This window comes from Pseudomonas sp. H1h (genome assembly GCF_000633255.1).
Classification (GTDB): Bacteria; Pseudomonadota; Gammaproteobacteria; order Pseudomonadales; family Pseudomonadaceae; genus Aquipseudomonas.
In genome coordinates, this window is record NZ_AYMJ01000008.1 from 314,620 (window position 1) to 337,300 (window position 22,681).

Sequence of the window (22,681 nt, forward strand, 5' to 3'; positions counted from 1 at the left end):
GCTACCTCATGGCTTTACCGCTGAAGATCACCCTGCTCGCTGCGTTCCTGCTCCTTGGGGCCTGCCGCAGCGACCCGATCAGCTTTCACACGCTGACGCCGGTGCAGTTGCCCAACACCCGGGCCGGGGCGCAGATTCCCATTGAGGGAATCACCGTGCCCCCGCAAGTCGACCGCCCGCAAATTGTCATCCGCCAAGGCAGCAGTGGCCTGGCGATTCTGGAAACCCAATGGTGGGGAGCGAGTCTGGCGGATGAGTTACGCAGTGCACTGAACGATCAACTGAGCAATACCGGCACTCGCGGCAATGTCTCTGTGCGCATCGACGTGCAGCGTTTTGATTCGATCCCCGGCCAGTACGGACTGATTGACGTCAAATGGCGTCTGCGCCCCAGTGGCGCGGCGGAAAACAGCTTGCTGACGTGCCGCTCCACGTTGCAAACGCCGTCAGGCCCGGGGATTGACGATCTGGTGGCCGCGCAACAGAACAACGTCAGGCGCCTGGCGGCATTGATCAGTCAGGCGGCGGGCAACCCGCGTGGCTGTCCATCGGCGTCCTGAGCCATCGGCTACAGCGTGACGGTGAAGCGACAACCGTTGGGTTCGCGCGTCACCAGTTGCACCTGCCACTGTTGATGGCTGCAGATTCGCTGCACCAGCGACAACCCCAGTCCAAGGCCCTCCCCGCGCTGTTCGTCCCCGCGCACGAACGGCTGAAACATGGCGTGGCGTTTCTCTTCAGGGATCCCGATGCCGCTGTCCTCGACCACAAAACTGTCATTGAGCAGGGTCAGACGCACAAAGCCCTGATCGGTGTAGTGCCAGGCATTGCGCAACAGGTTGCCCATGACCGACTGCAGGAAGGTCAGGTCATATCGCCCCGTGCCGGCCTGCTTCGACTCATAGATGAACGCCAGACCCTTTTCGCGAATCAATCGCCCCCAAACTTCGACCTGGGCATCGGCGACCTCTTCGAGCGTGCAGGTGGAGGTGGTTCCGAGCTCTTCGGGCTTGCGCGCGAGCAGCAAAAAAGTCTCGACCAGTTGGCGCATTTCACTGCTGGCCCGGGCTATCCGTCTGACGTGCTCGGTGGAGCGCGGTTCAAGCGAGGGGTTGGCCAGCAACAGCTCGCAGGAGCTGGCCAGAATCATCAACGGCGTGCGCAGCTCATGGCTCACGTCACTGGTGAAGAGCTTTTCCCGATTCAGGGTGTCTCGCAAGCGGCCAAGGGTCTGGTCAAAAGACAGTGCCAGGGCCCCGACTTCATCGTCAGCGTAGTCAGGGTGCAGTGCCGGCGCCAACGCGATCAATTGATCACGATGGCGAACCTGTCGTGCCAGGCGGATCACCGGTGCCATGACCTGCCGTGCCAACAGCCTGCCGAGCGTGACAGCCAAAATGACGCTGAGGATGAAACCGACGATCACCACGACGAATAGCAGATGCTCACGCTGTTCAAAGCTTTCCTGATTGCGCAGCAGCACATATTTGCGTCCGCCAACCGCGTCGACCATGGCGTAGAAGTCATCACCATTCAACGTTATCTCCTGGAAACCCAGGGGCAGGCTCGCCAGTGGTTCGGTCAGCGCCATGGGACCGGGACCGTTTTCGAAGAAAAACAATTCGCTTTTTTCCGGCTCATGCCGCCATTGGCTGATGTCGTCCATTGCCAGCAAGCGGCGCAAACCACCGTTCAGGGCGGTCATGGTCAACTTGTGCTCGACGACATGCACGGTGGCGACAATGCCCATCGCGAACACACCCGCAACCAGAGCGCTCATCAAGGCGAACACAATCACGATCCGATTGGCGAGGCTTTGCTTGAGGTCCATCCGGTTTCATGACTCCAGTGCTGATTTCAGAGCAACAGACAAGGTAGCACGCGATGCCACGGGCCCAAGGGGCGCAGCTTCGCCTCCACGGCCGTCGTTGTTAAGTAGCGCCGATAAACAAAACGAGTATTTGAGTTTGTTTATCAAATAGCCGTTTTAGTTAAAACAGGTTGGCCCCCGCAAATTTTTCACAAGTTCTTCACTGCTCCGACACGCGTCTGACCGTAGTGTTCAGCAGCCATTCAAGCAAACCACCGTAAAGTAACTAACCTTCTCGAGCTCACGTTGCACTGTGTGTGTACTGAATGGAACTCGGGAATGACAAGGGGCAACGTTTTGGTTGAATTAGTACAAGTACAATCAGCGTCCAAGCGATGGGATCTGTCTCGTCCGCGCACCTGGGCAATCATTGCTGTCGGTTTGCTGCTCATCGCACTGATTTGCGGCTTCGTCTGGATGCAACGCTCGCCCGCCAACCTGCGCTATGCCAGTGCATCTGCCACCCAGGAATGGGTGAGCGCCTGGCAGGCCGGCGAAGTCGTCGCACTGGTGCGGCATACCGAGCGTTGCGACCGCTCGACCAATACCTGCCTGGGGCCGGCGGACGGTATCACTCAGGTGGGCAGCATTGCTGCAGCCGGCGTCGGCCAAGGCTTCATGCAATTGGGCCTGCAGAAAACCCAGGTCTTCAGCAGCCCGCTGACGCGCACCATGCAGACTGCACATTACATGCTCGGTCACGATGCGGTGCCCCAGGAATGGCTGGAAACCTGTGGCCCGACACTGCGCAATGAGGTGGTGGCGCACAAGACGCCCGGGCAGAACATGATTCTGGTGACGCACAGCGGCTGCATCGCCGATTTTGAAAGGCAAACCGGTTACCCCCGGGCAGTCGCTGCCGAATATGGCAGCGCTGTTTTAGTGCGGATCGACGCGCAAGGCGAGCTTAAAGTCATTGGCCTCATGAACCCCGAAGGCTGGCAACGCATGAACAAATAACAGGCAGGCGTGTTGTACAACTTTTCGGTATTGCGCAAACACGTCTCTGGCCCGCGCGTTGCACCCGCCAATTTGTAATAAGAAATGTTTTTAAGTTTCGAAAACTGGACATATTCCGTTTTAAAGCTTGTCTTTCCAGAGAGAACTTAGAGCTGGAAGCACGCCAGTTCTCTGAATGCAGGAGACGTCCTCCGGACGTGCTCTCACCTGCACTCATCCAACCCGGTGTCACGCCTGCTACGGAAATCGCCAGGCGCGTCATTGAAACGCACACTTTGTACTGCACCAAGGTCCAGTCATGACGTCTGAGAACAAACCGCTGCACCATGCGGCTTTGAATTTGCCTCGCCTCCAACCGAGCACCGTGATCGAGCGTTTTGCGATCCCCGGTCTGGTACTGGCGTTCGTAGTGTTTTATCTGCTGCCACTGATGACACACGGCCTGTGGATTCCCGATGAAACCCGTTATGGCCAGATCAGCCAGGAAATGCTGCAGAGTGGCAATTGGGTAGCGCCGCACTTCATGGGCATTCGCTATTTTGAGAAACCGATTGCCGGCTACTGGATGATCGCCATCGGTCAGGCGATTTTCGGCGAGAACCTCTTCGGCGTGCGCATCGCCTCCGCGCTGAGCACCGGCGCAAGCGTATGGCTGGCCTATCTGCTGGCCCGCCGTCTGTGGAACAACCCGCGCATCAGCGCGGCTTGCGCCCTCCTTTATATGAGCTTCGGTCTGATCGCCGGCCAGGCTGGTTATGCCAACCTCGATCCGCAGTTCACCTTGTGGGTCAACCTGAGCCTGGTGGCGATCTGGTTTGCCATCGACAGCAATACCCCGCGCGGTCGGCTGGGTGGTTGGGCATTGTTGGGGCTCGCCTGCGGCATGGGCTTGATGACCAAAGGCTTTCTTGCCCTGATGCTGCCGGTACTGATCGCCCTGCCCTACATGATCTGGCAGCGTCGCTTTGGCGAACTGGTGCGTTATGGGCTGGTTGCCGTTGCGGTGGCCGCACTGGTCAGCGTGCCGTGGGCACTGGCCGTGCATGCGCGTGAACCGGACTTCTGGCGCTTCTTCTTCTGGCACGAACACATCCGCCGCTTTGCCGCCGGTGAAGATGCCCAGCATGCGCGCCCATGGTGGTTCTATCTGCCGCTGCTGTTTGCATCCACCTTGCCGTGGGCGCTGCTGTTGCCTTCGACATTGCTGCGCACCTGGCGCGAAAAACGCGACCCGAAAATCGGCTTCCTGGCCTTGTGGTTCGTGCTGCCGCTGGCATTTTTCAGCGCGAGCAGCGGCAAACTGCCGACTTACATCATGCCGTGCCTGCTGCCATTGGCGTTGCTGATGGGTTACACCGTGATGGGCTGGCTTGATCGCCAGGACGGTCGCGTGTTGCGTAGCAACGGCGTAGTCAACGTGGTGTTGGCCATTGCCGCGCTGGTCGCGCTGATCTATCTGCAAGCGACCCGCGAAATTTACGAACACACCGAAATGTTCAGCCTGTCGCTGGCCTATATCGTGCTGCTGGGCTGGCTCATCGCCGGCTCGCTGCAAACATTGCGACCGCTGACGTTGTGGGCGACACCGGCGCTGGGCATTGGCCTGCTCATCGCGTTGCTGCCGGCCGCCATGCCGGCAACCATCGTCAACAGCAAAATGCCGGATCAGTTCATTGCCGAACACCAGCAGGAACTGAGCGAAACCACATCGTTGCTGAGTAACGACCTGGGCGCAGCATCTGCGTTGTCCTGGCGTCTGCGTCGTCCGCAGGTGGATCTGTTCAACACCGTCGGCGAACTCAAGTACGGTCTCGATGACCCGGCCATGGCCTCGCGCAAAGTCAGTCTGGAAGATGTCGGCCAGTGGATGACCGAAGCCCGCAAAAAAGGCTCGGTCGGCGTGGTGATGCGGGTCAACAGCACATCGGACGCTCAGCAACTTGAGCTGCTGCCCATCGACGGCAAGCATTACCGCCGTGGCCAACTGGAAATCCTCATCTTCAACCAGAGCCAGCCATGACCAGGAATACGTCTGATCGGGGGCCACTGCTGCTCCTGCTGGCCGCGACTGCCCTGATGCTGCTGCTCGGCCTGGGCAGCCGCGAATTGTGGGGCGCGGAAACCCGCTGGGCCAATATCGCCCTGCAGATGCTGCAAAGTGGCGACTATTTTGACCCGTACCTCAAGGGCACGCCCTATTACGACAAACCGTTGCTGTCCTACTGGCTGATAACCGGCACCGCCTGGTTGACCGGTGGCCTGGGCCACTGGTCGCTGCGCCTGTCTTCGGTGATTTCCGCCTGGTTCAGCGTCTGGTTGGTGTATCTGCTGGGCGAGCAACTGTTTCGCAAAGGCACCGGACTGATCGCCGGCGGGATGCTGGCGACGACCTTCTATTTTGTGTTCTGGGCGCGGGTCGCCACGGCCGACATCCTCACCGTCTGCGGGATTCTGGCGGCGGTCTGGTGGTACTGGCGCGGACCGGAGGACACGCGATTTTCGCGTTATCTGGTGTTCTTCGGGCTGTTATCGCTGACCTCACTGTTCAAAGGCCTGATCGGTTTCATCCTGCCCGGGCTGGTGCTGTTGCCGCATCTGCTCGGCGAACACCGCTGGAAGCGCCACCTGAACCTGCGCCTGTGCGCCGCCCTGCTGATTGCCGGCGCCTTCTATATGGTGCCGTTCCTGCTGTCGCACCTCTACGGCGCGCCGAACTATGGCGAAAGCGGCCTGGGCCTGGTTCTGCGGGAAAACGTCGTGCGGTTTTTCCAGCCGTTCGATCAATTCGGGCCGATCTACACCTACCTGATCTATCTGCCGGTCTACACCCTGCCCTGGGCGCCGTGCTGGATCATTGCGTTGTGGGTGGCGATCCGCAACTGGCGTGACATCGAGCCAGACACCCGCTGGCTGATCCTCGGCCTCGGCTTGCTGATGCTGTTTTTCACCGCCAGCGGCAGCCGTCGCAGCTATTACGTGCTGCCACTGGTGCCGTTCGCGCAATTGCTCGGCGCCTGGTGGATCACCCGGCGCATGGCGCAGCGCAATTCCGAAGGCCGTGGCTGGAAAATCGGCTTCGGCGTTGCCACCGTCGCCCTGGTCGCCATTCTCGGCGTCCTCTATCCGTGGACCAACAGCGGCGGCGGCGCGATTCCGTTTGGCGACTCGGTACGTCAGCAGGCCAGCCAGCAGGCGCCGCTCAACCAGTGGCGCATGGTCATGGTCGAGGTCGACAACAAAGTGCCGATGTACCTGCAAACTGGCGGTGCGCCGTTCTATTACGTGCAAGAAGGTCAGGACTTTCCGCGCACGGGTGACACCGCAGCGCTGATGACCTGGCTGGAACGCACCAGCGGCCAGCACTGGGATCCGCAACGCACGATCGTTGTCGCCCAATACCGCACCGGCGATACACCGCCGCTGAATTATCTGAGCAGCGATCATCAAGTCATCACCACTACGCCTACTCGCGGCGAGCAGATGTTTCACGGTCGTGAAGACCAGAGCGTCGCTTACATTCCAAACCCTTCCTGAAAAAAACACGTCATCGGGCGCACAGCAATCGTGCGCCCGATGACGTCGTCGCCTAATCTGAATGACAATGACAAGTATTAACGGTTTGTTTGACGTTTTTTTCTCATTTGCCCCCCTAAATTGCCCTGCGACTTAACACTTGCAAATCATTCGCATTGCATCACGCTGCGAAGGCTTGCTCATAACGTCTTATAAACAGGAGCTCACTGGTCATGCACCCACGTATTGCATCGTTCTTCAAACCCGCTCTGCTGACGACCGCCCTGCTCGTTGCCGGCCACGCAGTGGCTGCCGACGCCGTTGGTATCGTGGTCTACAACGCGCAGCACGAAAGCCTGACCAAAGCCTGGGTTGACGGGTTCACCCAGGAAACCGGCATTCCGGTCACCATCCGCAATGGTGACGACACTGAGATGGGCAACCAGCTCGTACAGGAAGGCTCGGCCTCGCCGGCTGACGTGTTCCTCACGGAAAACTCTCCAGCCATGGTGCTGGTCGATAACGCCAAGCTGTTCGCCCCGGTAGCGCCGACGACGCTTGAGCAAGTGGATTCAGCTTACCGCCCGGCCCACGGCCAATGGGTCGGTATCGCTGCCCGCTCGACGGTGTTCGTCTACAACCCGGCCAAACTGACCGAGAAAGACCTGCCAAAATCCCTGCTCGATCTGGCCAAGCCTGACTGGAAAGGCCGCTGGGCCGCCTCGCCTGCCGGTGCCGACTTCCAGGCGATCGTCGCCGCCGTACTTGAGCAGAAAGGCGAAGCCGCCACGCTCGACTGGCTCAAAGGCATGAAGACCAACGCAACGATCTATCGCGGCAACAGCGCCGTGCTCAAAGCGGTGAATGCCGGCCAGATCGATAGCGGCGTGATCTACCACTATTACAGCTTCGTCGATCAGTCCAAGACCGGTGAAAACAGCAAGAACACCCAACTGCACTACTTCAAACATCAGGACCCGGGCGCATTCGTGAGCATTTCCGGTGCGGGCGTGCTGGCTTCCAGCAAGCATCAGGACGAAGCTCAACAATTCCTCAAATACATCACCGGCAAACAGGGCCAGGAAGTCCTGCACACCGGCAATTCGTTTGAGTACGCCGTCGGCAAGGGCGCTCAGTCCAACCCGAAACTGGTGCCACTCAAAGACCTCGATGCGCCGAAGGTCGATGCCTCGAAACTCGACAGTAAAAAAGCCGTCGAGCTGATGACTCAGGCCGGACTGCTGTAAGTGATGCCTGAAACCCTGCCGGCGGGGGTTGCTTCGGCATCCCTCGCCCAGCGCTCACGTGCCACCCGCGCCCTCACTGGTCGAGGGGGGTCGTGGGTGGTCGTTCTGGCGATTATCGTTTCCTTGCTGTCGCTGCTGCCGATCGGATTCGTGATCGGCGTGTCGTGGTACACCGGCTGGCCAACCATCGAAGCCATGGTGTTTCGCCCACGCGTGGCCGAATTACTGATCAACACCGTTCTGCTGGTGCTGATCACCCTGCCCATCTGCGTGGTGCTCGGCACGGCGCTGGCCTGGTTGACCGAACGCAGCAATCTGCCCGGGCGACGCCTCTGGTCATTGCTTGCGGTTGCGCCGCTGGCGGTCCCGGCGTTCGTCCACAGCTATGCGTGGGTCAGCCTGGTGCCTTCGATTCACGGATTGCCGGCCGGGGTGCTGGTGTCGGTGATTGCGTACTTTCCGTTTCTCTATCTGCCGGTGGCCGCGACGTTGCGTCGTCTCGATCCAGCCATTGAAGACGTTGCCGAATCACTCGGACTCAAACCCCGAGCGGTGTTCTTGCGCGTGGTATTGCCGCAACTGCGGCTGGCAATCTGCGGTGGTGCGTTGCTGGTCGGCCTGCACTTGCTGGCCGAATACGGCCTGTACGCGATGATCCGTTTCGACACCTTCACCACGGCCATCTTCGACCAGTTCAAATCGACCTTCAACGGCCCGGCCGCGAACATGCTCGCCGGGGTCTTGGCACTTTGCTGCCTGGCAATGCTGAGCGCCGAGTCCGCTGCCCGTGGCAAGGCGCGCTACGCCCGGGTCGGTTCGGGCAGCGCCCGCGAGCAGCGCACGGTGCGCTTGAGTCGCGGTGCGATGGTCTTTGGCCTCGGCTTGCAAATCGTCACCTGCCTGCTGGCCCTCGGCGTGCCGTTGCTGACGCTGGGCCGCTGGCTGATTGCCGGTGGCGTAGAGGTCTGGGAAGGTGGCGAGTGGCTGCCGGCGCTGCTTCAAACGTTGGCATTGGGTGTCGCTGGCGCGCTATTGACCACTGTGGCGGCGATCCCGATAGCCTGGCTGTCGATCCGTGCTCCCGGCCGATTGCAGCGCTTGCTCGAAGGCTGCAATTACATCACCAGTTCGCTGCCCGGCATTGTTGTGGCGCTGGCTTTGGTGACGGTCACCATTCACTTTGCGCGGCCGATCTACCAGACCACCCTTACCGTGCTGCTGGCGTACTTGCTGATGTTCCTGCCGCGCGCGCTGGTCAGCCTGCGCGCCGGTTTCGCACAGGCACCGGTAGAGCTGGAAAACATCGCCCAAAGCCTCGGCCGATCCCCCGTGCGCGCCCTGTGGCTGATCACCCTGCGCCTGGCTGCGCCGGGGGCGGCTGCCGGCGCGGCACTGGTGTTTCTGGCGATCACCAATGAATTGACCGCCACCCTGCTGCTCGCGCCTAACGGCACGCGCACCCTGGCCACCGGTTTCTGGGCCATGACCAGCGAAATCGACTACGCCGCCGCAGCGCCTTACGCCCTGCTGATGATCGTGCTCTCGCTGCCGTTGACGGCCATTCTCTATCACCAATCAAGACGTACGGCTGGCCGATGAACGCTCTCGAAATCACTTCCCTCAGCAAAGCCTTCGGCGCGCAGACCGCGCTGGATGATATCTGCCTCTCAGTGCCTTCGGGCAGCCGTACGGTCATCGTCGGGCCGTCCGGGTCCGGCAAAACCACCTTGTTGCGGATGATTGCCGGGTTCGAGTTTCCCGATGCCGGCAGCCTGTCGCTCAACGGCGAAATGCTGGTCGACAGCACTCACGCGGTGCCGGCCTATCAACGCCAGATTGGCTATGTGCCGCAGGACGGCGCGCTGTTCCCGCACATGACCGTTGCCGCCAACATCGGCTTCGGCCTGATCCAGACCGGCACCGCGAGAAACCAGCGCATCCTTGAGTTGATGGACAGCGTAGCGCTGGACGCCAACATGGCGACGCGCTGGCCTCACGAATTGTCCGGCGGCCAGCAGCAACGTGTTTCGCTGGCGCGGGCCTTGGCCCAACAACCTCGCCTGATGCTGCTCGACGAGCCGTTTTCAGCGCTCGACACCGGTTTGCGCGGGGCCATGCGCAAAATGGTGGCACGGCTGCTGGAGAACGCCGGGGTGACCACCATTCTGGTTACCCATGATCAAAGCGAAGCGTTGTCGTTCGCCGACCAGTTGGCGGTGATGCGCGGCGGTCGCCTGGTGCAGTCCGGGCATCCGATGGACCTTTATCGCTATCCGAGCGACGAGCAGACGGCGCACTTCCTCGGCGAAGCCGTGGTCATGCCAGCGCGGATCGAGTCCGGCTGGGCGCATTGCGATCTCGGGCGTGTGGCCGTCAACACCAACGGTTTTGCCGGCAGCGCGCAGATCATGCTGCGGCCCGAGCAACTGCAGATTTGCGAGGTTCCTGCCGAGACCCAAGGCTGCCATGCGGTCGTGACCGAGCGGGATTTCGGGGGCAACACCTGCACCCTGACCGTCGAACTGCGCCCGCAGGCCGCTCAGGACACCGGGCGTTCGCTGTTGGTGCGCAGCACCGGCATGCATGCGCCACCGGCCGGTAGCGCCGTGCAGTTGTCGATTCTCGGTGCAGCGCACGTTTTTGACATGCGCTGATCAGAGGTCGAAGCGGTCCACCGCCCGCCGCCGTTCGTTGTCATCACGGACGTCGTAGTTGGCGGTCGTTTGAATGTTGCTGTGGTGAGCAAGTTTCTGCGCGATCGACAGATCGTGCTCCTCGATCACCCGGGTGATGAACGAGCGACGGAAGTCGTGAGGCATGATCTTCACCCCCACCTGCGTGCCGCGCTGACGGGCGATGTAATAGATCGCGTGTTTGGTGATGCGCTCGCGGGTGATGTGGCTGCCACGGCGAATGCGGTTGAACAGGAAAGCATCGTCGCTCTCGCCTTCCTTGAGCTGCGAACGGCGCAACTCAAGCCAGGCATCGAGTTTGGCGAAGGCCCAGGCCGGGGCGTACTTGATCAACTGCTTGTTGCCCTTGGCGGTGACGCACAGGCTGCGCTCGCTGAAATCGACCTGGTTCAGGTCCAGATCCACTGACTCCGACTTGCGCATGCCGGTGCCGTACAGCAGTGCAATCACTGCGGCATCGCGCAGGCCCTGCGGGCGCGGGTCGGCGGCGCAGACTTCCATCAGTTCGTGAATCAGCGTGCGTTTCAGATTACGCCCCTGCGACAACCGGGTGCCGGCGATGCCTTTTACCGAACGCATCTTCAGCAGGTGTTCCTGAGTAATCAGGCTCATGCGCCACGCTTCGTTCATTACCCCACGCACCGCATTTACATACAGTGATGAGGTATTGGGCGCGTAGTTGTCTTCGCGCAAAGCCGCGACTAACGCCACGACATCTTCCGGTTGCAACGCGTGCCACGGGATCTCTTCGACATTCATGTCTTCGAACCCCAGACGGTCGGCAGCGTCTTGTAAAACGTAACGCATGGTGAGTTGGCTGGAAGGGGCCAAACGCGCCAGATACAAGGACATAGGGTTGGTTTTCGGGGTAACGGCAGGTAAAGCGGGTAAGTCAATCAAACGAAAGGCCTTGATTAAAAACTGTTCAACACAACAACTAACAACTGCAATCTACTTAATATAAAACACGCGTGATTCTGTCGGACTTAGCAAAAAAGCGCCGCGATAAACGCTGCAAGCCTGAACAGTGGCTGTATGAAGGGGAGATAAATGATTCACCGACCGGTTTTTCATATTCCTTTCACAAAATCGGGAATAACCTTGGGCCCGACTGATCCTCAGCCGATATCGCCCAACCTGCCGGGCAACGCCTGAAAAGTCAACCAGCTCCCGACGTCCTGTCTTTTAGGCAAACGCTTGATGCAAAACCTTTTTTTGCGTCTACTCTGGAATTGGATCCGATGAAAATCAGAGGGATCTGTCCATCATTATCCGTTACGAGGTGCCCATGTCTCAGGCGTTTCTCCCCTTCTCCCGCCCTAGTATCGGCGAAGAAGAAATTGCAGCTGTCGAGCAGGTTTTACGCTCAGGCTGGATCACGACCGGGCCAAAAAATCAGGCACTCGAAGAACAATTCGCGCAATACGTAGGCTGCAAACATGCCGTGGCACTGTCTTCGGCCACTGGCGGGATGCACATTACCCTGCTGGCGTTGGGCATCGGCCCGGGCGATGAAGTCATCACCCCGTCGCAGACCTGGGTGTCGACCGCCAACATGATTTCCCTGCTGGGCGCCAAACCGGTGTTCGTCGATGTCGACCGCGATACGCTGATGACCGACGCTGCGCGCATCGAAGCGGCCATCACCCCGCGCACCAAGGCGATCATCCCGGTGCACTACGCCGGCGCCGCATTCGATCTCGATCCGCTGTATGCCCTGGCCGACAAGCATGGCATCCCGGTCATCGAAGATGCCGCTCATGCCGCGGGCACCCGCTACAAGGGGCGTCACGTCGGCTCGCAAGGCACCGCGATCTTCTCGTTCCACGCGATCAAGAACATGACCTGCGCCGAAGGCGCGATGTTCGTCACCGACGACGAAGCGCTGGCCAGCCGCGTGCGCATGCTCAAATTCCACGGCCTGGGCGTCGATGCCTACGACCGTCTGACCGGTGGCCGCAAGCCGCAGGCGCAAGTGATGGAGCCGGGGTTCAAATACAACCTGGCCGACATCAACGCCGCGATTGCCCTGGTGCAGCTGCAACGCCTGGACGAAATCAACGCCCGTCGCACCGAACTGGCCACCCACTACCTGCAAAGGTTCGAAGGCCTGCCGGTGCAACCGCTGGCCCTGCCCGCCTACGCCCAGCAACACGCCTGGCACCTGTTCATCCTGCGCATCGATAGCGAGCGCTGTGGCATGGACCGCGAAGCCTTCATGAAAGCTTTGCAGGATCAGGGCATTGGCACCGGTATCCATTTCATTGCCACCCACCTGCACACCTGGTATCGCCAGCGTGACCCAGACCTGTACCTGCCCAATACCGAATGGAACTCGGCGCGGCTGTGCTCGATCCCGCTGTTCCCCGACATGACCGGTCAAGACCTTGACCGCGTGGTCGGTGCCATCGAACAAATCATGGAAAAACGCCTGTGAAACCTTATCCAATCCGCAGTGTGTCGATCGTCATCCCGGTCTACAACGAACAGGAAAGCCTGCCGGAACTGCTGCGCCGTACCGAAGCGGCCTGCCGTCAGCTGAATCACGATTTTGAAATCGTGCTGGTCGACGACGGTAGCCGTGACGAATCGGCGAACATGCTCGAAGAAGCCGCCGGCCGTGAAAACAGCCCGTTCGTGGCGGTCATTCTCAACCGCAACTATGGTCAGCACGCGGCGATCATGGCCGGTTTCGAACAGTGCAAGGGCGACGTGGTGATTACCCTCGACGCCGACCTGCAGAACCCGCCAGAAGAAATTCCACGACTGGTGGCCGAGGCCGAAAAAGGTTACGACGTGGTCGGCACCGTGCGTGGCAACCGTCAGGATTCGGCCCTGCGCCGTTACCCCTCGAAGCTCATCAACCTTGCCGTGCAACGCTCCACCGGCGTGGCCATGAGCGACTACGGCTGCATGCTGCGCGCCTACCGCCGCACCATCATCGACGCGATGCTCGCCTGCCGCGAACGCAGCACGTTCATCCCGATCCTGGCCAACAGCTTCGCCCGTCACACCACCGAAATCGTCGTGGCCCACGCCGAGCGTGAACACGGCGACTCGAAATACAGCCCGATGCGCCTGATCAACCTGATGTTCGATCTGGTCACCTGCATGACCACCACCCCGCTGCGCCTGCTGAGCATCGTCGGCTTTGCCATGGCCGGCCTGGGTGTGTTGTTCGCCGTTGCACTGATCATTCTGCGTCTGGCCTTCGGTGCCGGTTGGGCCGGCGACGGTACCTTCGTGCTGTTCGCCGTGCTGTTCGTGTTTACCGGTGGCCAGTTCATCGGCATGGGGCTTTTGGGTGAATACCTGGGCCGTATGTACAGCGATGTGCGTGCCCGCCCACGTTTCTTCATCGAAAAGGTGTTGCGCAGCCAGCCGGCCGATCCGGCCCCTGCCGTCACCGTTGATGGTCTTTCTTCTACCGCTACTTCTTCCACTTCCGATCAGGTTCTCTCATGAGTGCAAAAACTGTTGTCTTCGCCTACCACGATATTGGCTGCGCCGGCATTGAAGCCCTGCTCAACAGCGGCTATGACATTGCAGCAGTGTTCACTCACGCCGATGATCCGAAAGAAAACGCTTTCTATGCATCGGTTGCACAACTGTGCGCCAGCAAAGGCATCCCGGTGCACGCGCCGGAAGACGCCAACCACCCACTGTGGATCGAGCGCATCGCCAAGCTGGACCCGGAGTACATTTTCTCCTTCTACTATCGCAACCTGCTGAGCGAGCCACTGCTGGCCCTGGCCAAAAAAGGCGCGTTCAACCTGCACGGCTCGCTGCTGCCACGCTACCGTGGCCGCGCTCCGGCGAACTGGGTGCTGGTCAACGGCGAAACCGAAACCGGCGTCACCCTGCACCGCATGGTCAAACGTGCTGATGCCGGCGCCATCGTTGCCCAGCAGCGCGTTGCCATCGAGCGCAGCGACACCGGCCTGACCCTGCACGCCAAACTGCGCACGGCCGCCAGCGACCTGCTGCGCGACACCCTGCCGAACATGCTGCAAGGCAAGATCACCGAAACCCCGCAGGACGAATCCAAGGCCACCGTATTTGGCCGTCGTACCCCGGCAGACGGCAAACTGGTCTGGGCCAAACCGGCCGAAGAACTGTTCAACCTGGTGCGCGCCGTCACCCGTCCATACCCGGGCGCCTTCTGCGCCGTGGGCGAGCACAAGCTGATCGTCTGGAGCGCCGAAGTCGTCAAGGGCAACGAAGGTCAGGCACCTGGCCGCGTGATCAGCGTCGATCCGCTGCGCATCGCTTGTGGTCAAGACTCGCTGGTGATCAACGCCGGTCAGCGCAACGACAACGGTCTGTACCTCAGCGGCCCGCAACTGGCCAACGAACTGGGTCTGGTTGACGGTTCGCTGCTGCGCGGTGCCGAGTCCGGTCGTGCACCACGTCGCACCCGCGTGCTGATCCTCGGTGTCAACGGCTTCATCGGTAACCACCTGTCCGAGCGTCTGCTGCGTGACGACCGCTACGAAGTCTATGGTCTGGACATCGGTTCCGACGCTATCGAGCGTCTGCGCAGCCACCCCAACTTCCACTTCGTTGAAGGCGACATCAGCATTCACTCCGAGTGGATCGAGTACCACATCAAGAAATGCGACGTGGTCCTGCCGCTGGTGGCCATCGCCACCCCGATCGAATACACCCGCAACCCGCTGCGCGTATTCGAACTGGACTTCGAAGAAAACCTGAAACTGGTTCGCTACTGCGTCAAGTACAACAAGCGCGTGATCTTCCCGTCGACTTCCGAAGTCTATGGCATGTGCCAGGACAAGAACTTCGACGAAGACAGCTCGAACCTGATCGTCGGTCCGATCAACAAGCAACGCTGGATCTACTCGGTCTCCAAGCAACTGCTGGACCGCGTGATCTGGGCTTACGGCGCCAAAGGCCTGAATTTCACCCTGTTCCGTCCGTTCAACTGGATGGGCCCGCGCCTGGACCGTCTGGACTCGGCCCGTATCGGCAGCTCCCGCGCCATCACCCAGTTGATCCTCAACCTGGTCGAAGGTACGCCAATCCGTCTGTTCGACGGTGGCGAGCAGAAGCGCTGCTTCACCGACATCGCTGATGGCGTCGAGGCACTGGCCCGCATCATCGATAACGACAACGATGTCTGCAACGGCCAGATCATCAACATCGGCAACCCGGACAACGAAGCCAGCATCCGCCAGTTGGGCGAAGAGCTGCTGCGTCAGTTCGAAGCGCACCCACTGCGTCACAACTTCCCTCCGTTCGCCGGTTTCCGCGACGTGGAAAGCAAGGCGTTCTACGGTGCCGGTTACCAGGACGTGGAACACCGCAAGCCAAGCATTGCCAACGCCAAGCGCCTGCTGAACTGGGAGCCGACCGTGGAAATGCGCGAGACCATCGGCAATACCCTGGACTTCTTCCTGCGTGAAGCCATGCTCGAAATCGCGGACAAGAAGTAATGCAGGCAGGTCTTCGTATCGATGTCGACACCTACCGTGGCACCCGTGAAGGTGTGCCGCGACTGTTGGAGATGCTCGACGAGGCTCAGGTCAAGGCAACGTTTTTCTTCAGTGTCGGCCCGGACAACATGGGCCGGCATCTGTGGCGCCTGATCCGCCCGCAGTTCCTCTGGAAAATGCTCCGTTCCAACGCTGCCGGCCTGTACGGCTGGGACATTCTGCTGGCCGGCACTGCCTGGCCAGGCAAACCGATTGGTCGCGATCTCGGGCACCTGATGCGTCAGGCCCGGGACGCCGGTCACGAAGTCGGCCTGCACGCCTGGGATCACCATGGCTGGCAGGCCAACGCCGGGCGCTGGAGCGAGGCGCAACTGATCGAACAGATCCGTCGGGGTGTCGACACCCTCAGCGATATTCTCGGGGAAAAGATCCAGTGTTCGGCCTCCGCCGGTTGGCGTGCGGACGAACGCGTGATCCAGGCCAAGCAAACCTTCGGCTTTCGCTACAACAGCGATTGCCGCGGGCAGAGCCTGTTCCGTCCGCTGCTGGCTGATGGCACTCCGGGCGCGCCGCAAATCCCGGTGGACATGCCGACCTTCGATGAAGTCGTCGGTCCGACCGTGGCTGCCAAGGATTTCAACGCCTTCATCCTCGACCGGTTCCGTCAGCAAGCACTCAACGTCTACACCATTCATGCCGAAGTAGAAGGGATTCTGATGGCTCAGGACTTTCGTCAATTGCTGGCCGCTGCACGCCAGCGCAGTATTGACTTCAAACCACTGGGCGACTTGTTGCCCGAGTTTTTCAACACCTTGCCCGTGGGCCACGTACAACGCGGCGCACTTGAAGGCCGTGAAGGCTGGCTGGGAGTGCAAGGCGCATGAGTAAACGCTGGGCATTGCCGTTGCTGGTAGTACTTTGCCTGCTGGCCTATCTGCTGCCGCTGGGCACCCATGGTTTGTGGATTCCCGATGAAACCCGTTACGCGCAAATCAGCCAGAGCATGCTGCTGAGCGGGGACTGGGTTTCGCCACACTTCATGGGGCTGCGTTACTTCGAAAAACCGATTGCCGGCTACTGGATGATCGCCATCGGTCAGGAACTGTTCGGACAGAACCTGTTCGGCGTGCGTTTCGCTTCGGCGCTGAGCACCGGTTTGAGTGTTTTGCTGGGTTACCTGATCGCTCGCCGGTTATGGAACGACCCACGCAAGAGCTTTGTCTGCGCCCTGCTCTACATGAGCTTCACCATTGTTGCCGGCCAGGCCGGTTACGCCAACCTCGATCCGCAATTCACCTTCTGGGTCAACCTGAGCCTCGTCGCGCTGTGGTTTGCGCTGGACAGCCGCTCTGGCGGGCAACGCTTCGCAGCGTGGGCGGTACTGGGCCTGGCGTGCGGCATGGGGTTCATGACCAAGGGTTTTCTCGCCTGGGCGCTGCCGGTACTGATCGCCCTGCCGTGGATGCTCTGGCAAAAGCGCTGGCGTGAGCTGCTGGTCTTCGGTCCGGTGGCGATCGTCGTGGCGATTGCGGTCAGCCTGCCGTGGGCACTGGCGGTTCATTCCCATGAACCGGACTACTGGCGATTCTTCTTCTGGCATGAACACATTCGCCGTTTTGCCGGCGACGATGCCCAGCATGATTCGCCGTGGTGGTTCTATCTGCCGTTGCTGGTGGCGTTCAGCCTGCCGTGGGTCGGTCTGTTGCCGACCAGCTTCAAGCAAGCCTGGCAAACCCGCGCTCAACCGGCCATTGCGTTCCTGCTGTTGTGGTTGCTGATGCCACTGCTGTTTTTCAGCCTGAGCAACGGCAAGCTGCCGACCTACATCCTGCCTTGCCTGCTGCCGATGGCGTTGCTGCTGGGCAATGCGCTGGCGGACCGGTTGCGCCTTGAACAGGGCCGTGCCTTGAGCATCAACGGCCTGCTCAATCTGCTGCTGGGCATTGTGCTGCTGATTGCGCTGGTTTATCTGCAACTGAAAAAGCCCGTGTATGACCACGAACTGCACAGCATGGTGCTGGTGTTCATTGCACTGATCGGCTGGATCATCGCCAACCTGGCGCAAGCGTTCCTGCCGTTGCAATGCTGGGCGGCACCGGCGCTGGGCAGCCTGTTGCTGATCGGTGTCCTGCCGGCGGCATTGCCCAAGTCCGTGGTGTCCAACAAGACTCCGGACCAGTTCATCCTGCATCACCTGGACGAGTTGTCCGGCACCACTCACTTGTTGAGCAACGACCTGGGCGCGGCCTCGGCGCTGGCCTGGCGTCTGCAGCGGCCAAACGTCGCGTTGTACAACACCGTGGGCGAGTTGAAGTACGGCTTGTCCTACCCGGAAGGCGCCGAACAGCGGATCACCACCGACAAGGTGCAAGCCTGGATGCGTGATGCCCGTCGTACCGGTTCGGTCGGCGTGGTCATGCGGGTCAAGGGCGATGACGAGCTGCACGAAGTCGACCTGTTGCCCAAGGACGGCACCCGCTACGAGCAAGGCAATCTGGTGATCATGGTTCTGCCCAAGGACCCGTCATGAGCTGGATCTTGCTGCTGACGGCATGCCTGCTGACCTGCCTGGGTCAGGTTGCGCAGAAATACGCGGTTGAGAGCTGGCGCGGGGTCGACTCATCCTGGGCGGACAAACTGCGTTCGCCCTGGCTGTGGCTGGCACTTGTGGCGCTGGGCAGCGGCTTGCTGGTCTGGCTGCTGGTCCTGCAACGGCTGGAAGTCGGCATCGCTTACCCGATGCTCAGCCTCAACTTTGTACTGATCACGCTGATCGCACGGTTTGTCTTCCGTGAACCGGTCGACCGCCGCCATTGGCTGGGCGTCGCCCTGGTGATCGGCGGTGTGGTGCTGTTGGGGCAACACTCATGAGTCAGGGACGTGGAATCGCTTTTGCTCTGGGCAGCGTGCTGTTGGTCAGCGGTGCCCAGTTGGGCATGCGCTGGAGCATGACGCGCCTGCCGCAGCCGGAACAATGGTGGTCGGCGCTCACTGCCGGCAGCGTCGACCTTGTCGCGCTGGGCGTGGTGTTCGTGGCCATTCTGGCTTACGCGCTGTCGATGCTCTGCTGGCTCGCCGCCCTGCGCGATCTGCCGCTGGGTCGGGCTTATTCGCTGCTGAGCATCAGTTACGCGCTGGTTTATCTGCTGGCGGCCAGTCTGCCGCTGTTCAACGAATCATTCAGTCTCACTAAATCACTGGGCGTGGCACTGGTCATGCTCGGGGTCATCACTATTAACACTCGTCCGTCTCGTGCGCCCGAATTCAGGAGTGCTCCATGAAAATCACAGTATTTGGTAGCGGTTATGTCGGTCTGGTGCAGGCCGCCGTGTTGGCCGAAGTCGGTCACGACGTCGTGTGCATGGACATCGACCAGAAGAAAGTCGAACTGCTGCGCCAGGGTCACGTCAGCATCTTTGAACCGGGGCTTTCGAGCCTGGTACGTGAAGGCCTGGACTCCAGCCGCCTGCATTTCACCTCCGATGAAAAACTGGCTGTGCAACACGGTCGCGTTGCGTTCATTGCGGTCGGTACGCCGTCCAGCGAAGACGGCTCGGCCGATCTGAAGTACGTGCTGTCGGTGGGTGACGCCGTGTCGCGTCATCGTGAGCAGCCGCTGATTCTGGTGGAAAAATCCACCGTACCGGTCGGCACCGGCGACACCCTGCGCGCGCACATTCAGGCCGCACTGGACAAGGCTGGCCGTCAACTGCAGTTCGATATCGTCTCCAACCCGGAATTCCTCAAGGAAGGTTCGGCGGTGTCCGACTGCCGTCGTCCGGACCGCATCGTCATCGGCTGTGAAGGTGACGAAGTGCGCGACGTGATGCGCGACCTGTACTCGCCGTTCAACCGCAACCATGACCGCATCATGTTCATGGACCTGCGCAGCGCCGAACTGACCAAATACGCCGCCAACTGCATGCTGGCGACCAAGATCAGCTTCATCAACCAGATCGCCGAACTGGCCGAACACCTGGGCGCCGACATCGAGTCGGTCCGTCAGGGCATCGGTGCCGACACCCGCATCGGTTATCACTTCATCTACCCGGGCTGCGGTTACGGCGGCTCGTGCTTCCCCAAAGACATGCGCGCCCTGATCCACAGCGCCGAGCAGGCCCATTGCTCCAGCGACCTGCTGCAAGCAGTCGAGGCGATCAACGAGCGGCAGAAGCACAAGCTGTTCGACCGCATCAACGCGTTCTACAAGGGCGACCTGCGCGGCAAGACCTTCGCCCTGTGGGGCCTGGCGTTCAAGCCGAACACCGATGACATGCGCGATGCGCCAAGCCGTGTATTGCTCGACTCGCTGTTCGCCGCCGGCGCCAGCGTGCGCGCGTTCGACCCGGAAGCGATGCAGGAAACCCAGCATCTGTACCCGAACGAAGAAAAACTGATGCTGATGGGCACCCCGGAATCGGTGCTGTCGGGCTCTGATGCGCTGATCATCTGCACCGAATGGCAGCAGTTCAAGGCGCCGGATTTCGACCTGATCGAGCAACGCCTGAAAGCCCCGGTGATCTTCGACGGCCGCAACCTGTACGACGCCGAACGTCTGGCGCGTAACGGCTTCAAGTACTTCCCGATCGGCCGTGGTGATTCGCGCAAATTGCCGATCCCGCTGCAACAGTGGCCTAACTCCGTGGACGTCGCTTGATCACGTTGTCGCCTGTCATCCGCCGGCAGTCCCTGATCGCAGGGCTGCTGGCGCTGTTGCTGTTTATAGCCGGGGTTTACGGACAGGCTCCCATTGGCTTCGATTCACGCTTCGTACTGTTTGCCCAAGAGATGTTGAGACACGGGCCTACGGTATTCCCGACCACCTACGGCCAGCCATACGCCGATTATTCGGCGGTTTCGACGCTGTTCATCTGGTTGTTGTCGCTGCCCTTCGGCGCGGTCAACACGTTGACAGCATGGCTGCCCAGCGCGATTGCCGGCGCGGTGATCGTGACTTTGATGTACCGCTTGCTGGCGGTGCATTCGCAGCGTTGGGCGTTGATCAGCATTGCGCTGTTGATGCTCACCAGCACCTTCATCACCGAAGTGCGCGCCGTATCGCAGGACCTGATGCTCGCCGCCGTGGCCCTGTCGGTGTTTTACCTGGGCTACGCGCACGACCATTTCGGCTCCCGCCGCCGCTGGCCGCTGATCTTTGTTCTGCTGTTGCTGGGTTTTGGTATTCGCGGGCCAATCGGCCTCGTGGTGCCGACCGGCATGCTCTGCAGCTACTTTCTGCTCAACCGTGAGTGGAAACGCCTGTTGGTGTTCGGTGTGCTCGCCTCGATCCTGCTCGCCGCGTGCGTCGGCCTGCTGTTGTGGCTGGCAAAGCTCAGCGGTGGCGAAGCCTTCTTGCAGGACGTGATTCGCATGCAGTTCATGGGGCGCATGGATGGCAGTGAAGGCGTCAGCGGCTCGCTGTATTACTTCACCAGTTCCATGGGCAACTACGCGCTGGCGTATCCGTTGGCGATCCTCGCGTTGGCCGCGACCTGGCTGAGCAAACCGCATCAACGTGGTCCGGCGTTGCGCCTGGTTCAATACTGCGCGGCCGCCGGGCTGATCGTGATGGTCGGCCTGTCGATTCCGCAGGCGAAGAAGGCGCGTTACCTGCTGCCGATGCTGCCAATGGCAGCGATCATCGCAGCCTACCCGTTCCAGGTACTGCACGGGCGGGTGTTCCGGGTATTGCGCGGCTTGATTCAGGGGCTGTGGCTGCTGACGCCGGGTTTGCTGATGGTGGTTCTGCTGGTGGCCAAGCGGCGGTTTCCCGAGCAACTGAACGGCCTCACCCTGATACTGGTCGTGCTGGGCGTCCTGCAATTGCTCGCGCTTTCGCGTTTGCTGTTCCCGCGCTGGCGTGCAGAAGTGTTGGCACTGTGCTCGGTTCTCGCGTTGTGGACGGTGTATGCCGCGGTGTTCGAGCCGGTGGAGCGGCGTCTGTATGACACGCAGTCGTTCAGTCGCGCCGCGTTCGCTCAAGTCCAGGCCAATCCGGCACCGCTGGTGCTGCACGGCATGGGCAAAGACGCCAAGGCGATCAAGTTCATGGTCAACGTCGAGCACGACCTGCAGCCGCAGTTCACCGAGACGGTACAGCAACTCGAAACCATCAAGGGCCCGGCGTGGCTGATGATGGACAGCAAGGACCTGCAAACACTGCAAGGCACCGCGCTGGCCGGCCTGCAACCGGTGGTGACGGGTAGCTTCGACAAGAACGATTACGTGCTGTTGTACATCAAACCCTTGTAGCGGTTGGCGAAGGCTGCGATCTTCTGGTCTTTTTCAAGATCAAACGATCGCAGCCATCGGCACCGCTTACATGACCCTCACGATTCGCCCCGCACGGGCTACTGACGCATCCGCCCTCCCCGCCATCGAACGCTCGGCCGCCGAGCTGTTTCGCGTCGACCCGACCCTTGCCTGGCTCGCCGACAGTGACGTGGCAAGCGCCGCACAACACCGCCAGGCCATCGAGCAGGCCCACGTCTGGGTTGCCGAAAGCGCCACTGCGCAACTCGCAGGATTTATCCGCGCGCTGGACGTCGGCGACCAACTGCACATTGAAGAACTGTCGGTCAGCCTGGCGTTTCAGGGACAAGGCGCGGGTCGTCAACTGGTGATGGCCGCGATTGAGCATGCGCGCCACCGGCAGATGCGTGCCCTGACCTTGACGACCTTTCGCGATGTGCCGTGGAATGCGCCTTTTTATCAGCGGATGGGCTTTGTCATCGCCACGCCGGATGAGCTTGAGGCGCACTTGATCGAGGCGCTGCACAAGGAAGTCGAACATGGCTTTGCCGCCGAGCGACGCTGCGCCATGCACCTGATATTGCCCTGAGCCGACAAATCCCTTGTCGGCGTGAGCCTGCTCGCGATAGCGTCCTCTCAATCAACTGTGTTGGCGCCTGAAACCCGGCATTCGCGAGCAGGCTCGCTCCCACA

At 60.7% G+C, this 22,681-nt stretch carries 19 protein-coding genes; 17 read left to right on the top strand and 2 right to left on the bottom strand.

All coding sequences use genetic code 11. The annotated features are described in order from the left end of the window. Positions 1–8 precede the first annotated feature (8 nt). The gene (locus U862_RS0107375; RefSeq protein WP_025109792.1) at positions 9–560 is read left to right on the top strand and encodes a membrane integrity-associated transporter subunit PqiC; all 552 of its coding nucleotides are present in this window, start codon (positions 9–11) and stop codon (positions 558–560) included. A gap of 8 nt (positions 561–568) precedes the next feature. Here U862_RS0107375 and U862_RS0107380 read toward each other — a convergent pair whose 3' ends face one another. After that, on the bottom strand, positions 569–1,831 hold the full coding sequence (locus tag U862_RS0107380; protein ID WP_029977508.1) for a HAMP domain-containing sensor histidine kinase: 1,263 nt from the start codon (positions 1,829–1,831) through the stop codon (positions 569–571). 456 nt (positions 1,832–2,287) lie between these two features. Here U862_RS0107380 and U862_RS0107385 point away from each other — a divergent pair, with 456 nt between their 5' ends. From U862_RS0107385 to U862_RS0107410, 6 genes are all read left to right on the top strand, one after another. Then, complete coding sequence (locus U862_RS0107385; RefSeq protein ID WP_371262558.1) at positions 2,288–2,830, top strand: histidine phosphatase family protein; 543 nt, start codon at positions 2,288–2,290, stop codon at positions 2,828–2,830. A gap of 298 nt (positions 2,831–3,128) precedes the next feature. Then, entirely contained in the window at positions 3,129–4,850 is a 1,722-nt protein-coding gene (gene arnT, locus U862_RS0107390) for a lipid IV(A) 4-amino-4-deoxy-L-arabinosyltransferase (protein ID WP_025109794.1), read from the top strand. Beyond that, on the top strand, positions 4,847–6,364 hold the full coding sequence (locus U862_RS0107395) for a glycosyltransferase family 39 protein (protein WP_025109795.1): 1,518 nt from the start codon (positions 4,847–4,849) through the stop codon (positions 6,362–6,364). The genes arnT (U862_RS0107390) and U862_RS0107395 overlap by 4 nt, the downstream gene beginning before the upstream one ends. 212 nt (positions 6,365–6,576) lie before the next feature. Continuing rightward, complete coding sequence (locus tag U862_RS0107400) at positions 6,577–7,590, top strand: iron ABC transporter substrate-binding protein (RefSeq protein ID WP_025109796.1); 1,014 nt, start codon at positions 6,577–6,579, stop codon at positions 7,588–7,590. Between the two features lie 3 nt (positions 7,591–7,593). Continuing rightward, positions 7,594–9,189: an iron ABC transporter permease gene (locus tag U862_RS0107405; RefSeq protein WP_029977510.1), complete on the top strand. Its 1,596-nt coding sequence runs from the start codon at positions 7,594–7,596 to the stop codon at positions 9,187–9,189. Beyond that, positions 9,186–10,244 carry an ABC transporter ATP-binding protein gene (locus U862_RS0107410; protein ID WP_025109798.1) on the top strand — a complete coding sequence of 353 codons (1,059 nt, stop codon included), beginning with the start codon at positions 9,186–9,188 and terminating at the stop codon, positions 10,242–10,244. The genes U862_RS0107405 and U862_RS0107410 overlap by 4 nt, the downstream gene beginning before the upstream one ends. Here the strand turns inward: U862_RS0107410 and xerC are convergent, their stop codons facing one another. Beyond that, positions 10,245–11,135, bottom strand: coding sequence for a tyrosine recombinase XerC (gene xerC / locus U862_RS0107415; protein ID WP_029977511.1), 891 nt, complete (start codon positions 11,133–11,135; stop codon positions 10,245–10,247). It lies immediately after the preceding gene. 436 nt (positions 11,136–11,571) lie between these two features. On the opposite strand from xerC, the gene arnB reads away from it, so the two are divergent. The 10 genes from arnB (at position 11,572) to U862_RS0107465 (ending at position 22,577) form a co-directional block, all read left to right on the top strand. Continuing rightward, positions 11,572–12,720 (top strand): UDP-4-amino-4-deoxy-L-arabinose aminotransferase, encoded by a 1,149-nt coding sequence (arnB, locus tag U862_RS0107420; RefSeq protein WP_025109800.1) that lies wholly within the window; start codon positions 11,572–11,574, stop codon positions 12,718–12,720. Further along, positions 12,717–13,748, top strand: coding sequence for an undecaprenyl-phosphate 4-deoxy-4-formamido-L-arabinose transferase (gene arnC / locus U862_RS0107425; RefSeq protein WP_025109801.1), 1,032 nt, complete (start codon positions 12,717–12,719; stop codon positions 13,746–13,748). Before arnB ends, arnC begins: the two co-directional genes overlap by 4 nt. After that, the gene (gene arnA, locus U862_RS0107430) at positions 13,745–15,736 is read left to right on the top strand and encodes a bifunctional UDP-4-amino-4-deoxy-L-arabinose formyltransferase/UDP-glucuronic acid oxidase ArnA (protein WP_025109802.1); all 1,992 of its coding nucleotides are present in this window, start codon (positions 13,745–13,747) and stop codon (positions 15,734–15,736) included. Before arnC ends, arnA begins: the two co-directional genes overlap by 4 nt. Further along, positions 15,736–16,620, top strand: a complete 885-nt coding sequence (arnD, locus tag U862_RS0107435; RefSeq protein WP_025109803.1) for a 4-deoxy-4-formamido-L-arabinose-phosphoundecaprenol deformylase — start codon at positions 15,736–15,738, stop codon at positions 16,618–16,620. Before arnA ends, arnD begins: the two co-directional genes overlap by 1 nt. Continuing rightward, the gene (gene arnT, locus U862_RS0107440; RefSeq protein WP_025109804.1) at positions 16,617–18,266 is read left to right on the top strand and encodes a lipid IV(A) 4-amino-4-deoxy-L-arabinosyltransferase; all 1,650 of its coding nucleotides are present in this window, start codon (positions 16,617–16,619) and stop codon (positions 18,264–18,266) included. Before arnD ends, arnT (U862_RS0107440) begins: the two co-directional genes overlap by 4 nt. Next, positions 18,263–18,607, top strand: a complete 345-nt coding sequence (gene arnE / locus U862_RS0107445; RefSeq protein ID WP_025109805.1) for a 4-amino-4-deoxy-L-arabinose-phosphoundecaprenol flippase subunit ArnE — start codon at positions 18,263–18,265, stop codon at positions 18,605–18,607. Before arnT (U862_RS0107440) ends, arnE begins: the two co-directional genes overlap by 4 nt. Continuing rightward, complete coding sequence (gene arnF, locus U862_RS0107450; RefSeq protein WP_025109806.1) at positions 18,604–19,017, top strand: 4-amino-4-deoxy-L-arabinose-phosphoundecaprenol flippase subunit ArnF; 414 nt, start codon at positions 18,604–18,606, stop codon at positions 19,015–19,017. The genes arnE and arnF overlap by 4 nt, the downstream gene beginning before the upstream one ends. After that, positions 19,014–20,393 (top strand): UDP-glucose/GDP-mannose dehydrogenase family protein, encoded by a 1,380-nt coding sequence (locus tag U862_RS0107455; protein WP_025109807.1) that lies wholly within the window; start codon positions 19,014–19,016, stop codon positions 20,391–20,393. The genes arnF and U862_RS0107455 overlap by 4 nt, the downstream gene beginning before the upstream one ends. Continuing rightward, the gene (locus tag U862_RS0107460) at positions 20,390–21,988 is read left to right on the top strand and encodes a glycosyltransferase family 39 protein (protein WP_025109808.1); all 1,599 of its coding nucleotides are present in this window, start codon (positions 20,390–20,392) and stop codon (positions 21,986–21,988) included. The genes U862_RS0107455 and U862_RS0107460 overlap by 4 nt, the downstream gene beginning before the upstream one ends. Positions 21,989–22,058: 70 nt before the next feature. Further along, positions 22,059–22,577 (top strand): GNAT family N-acetyltransferase, encoded by a 519-nt coding sequence (locus U862_RS0107465; protein WP_025109809.1) that lies wholly within the window; start codon positions 22,059–22,061, stop codon positions 22,575–22,577. The last annotated feature ends 104 nt before the right edge of the window (positions 22,578–22,681 follow it).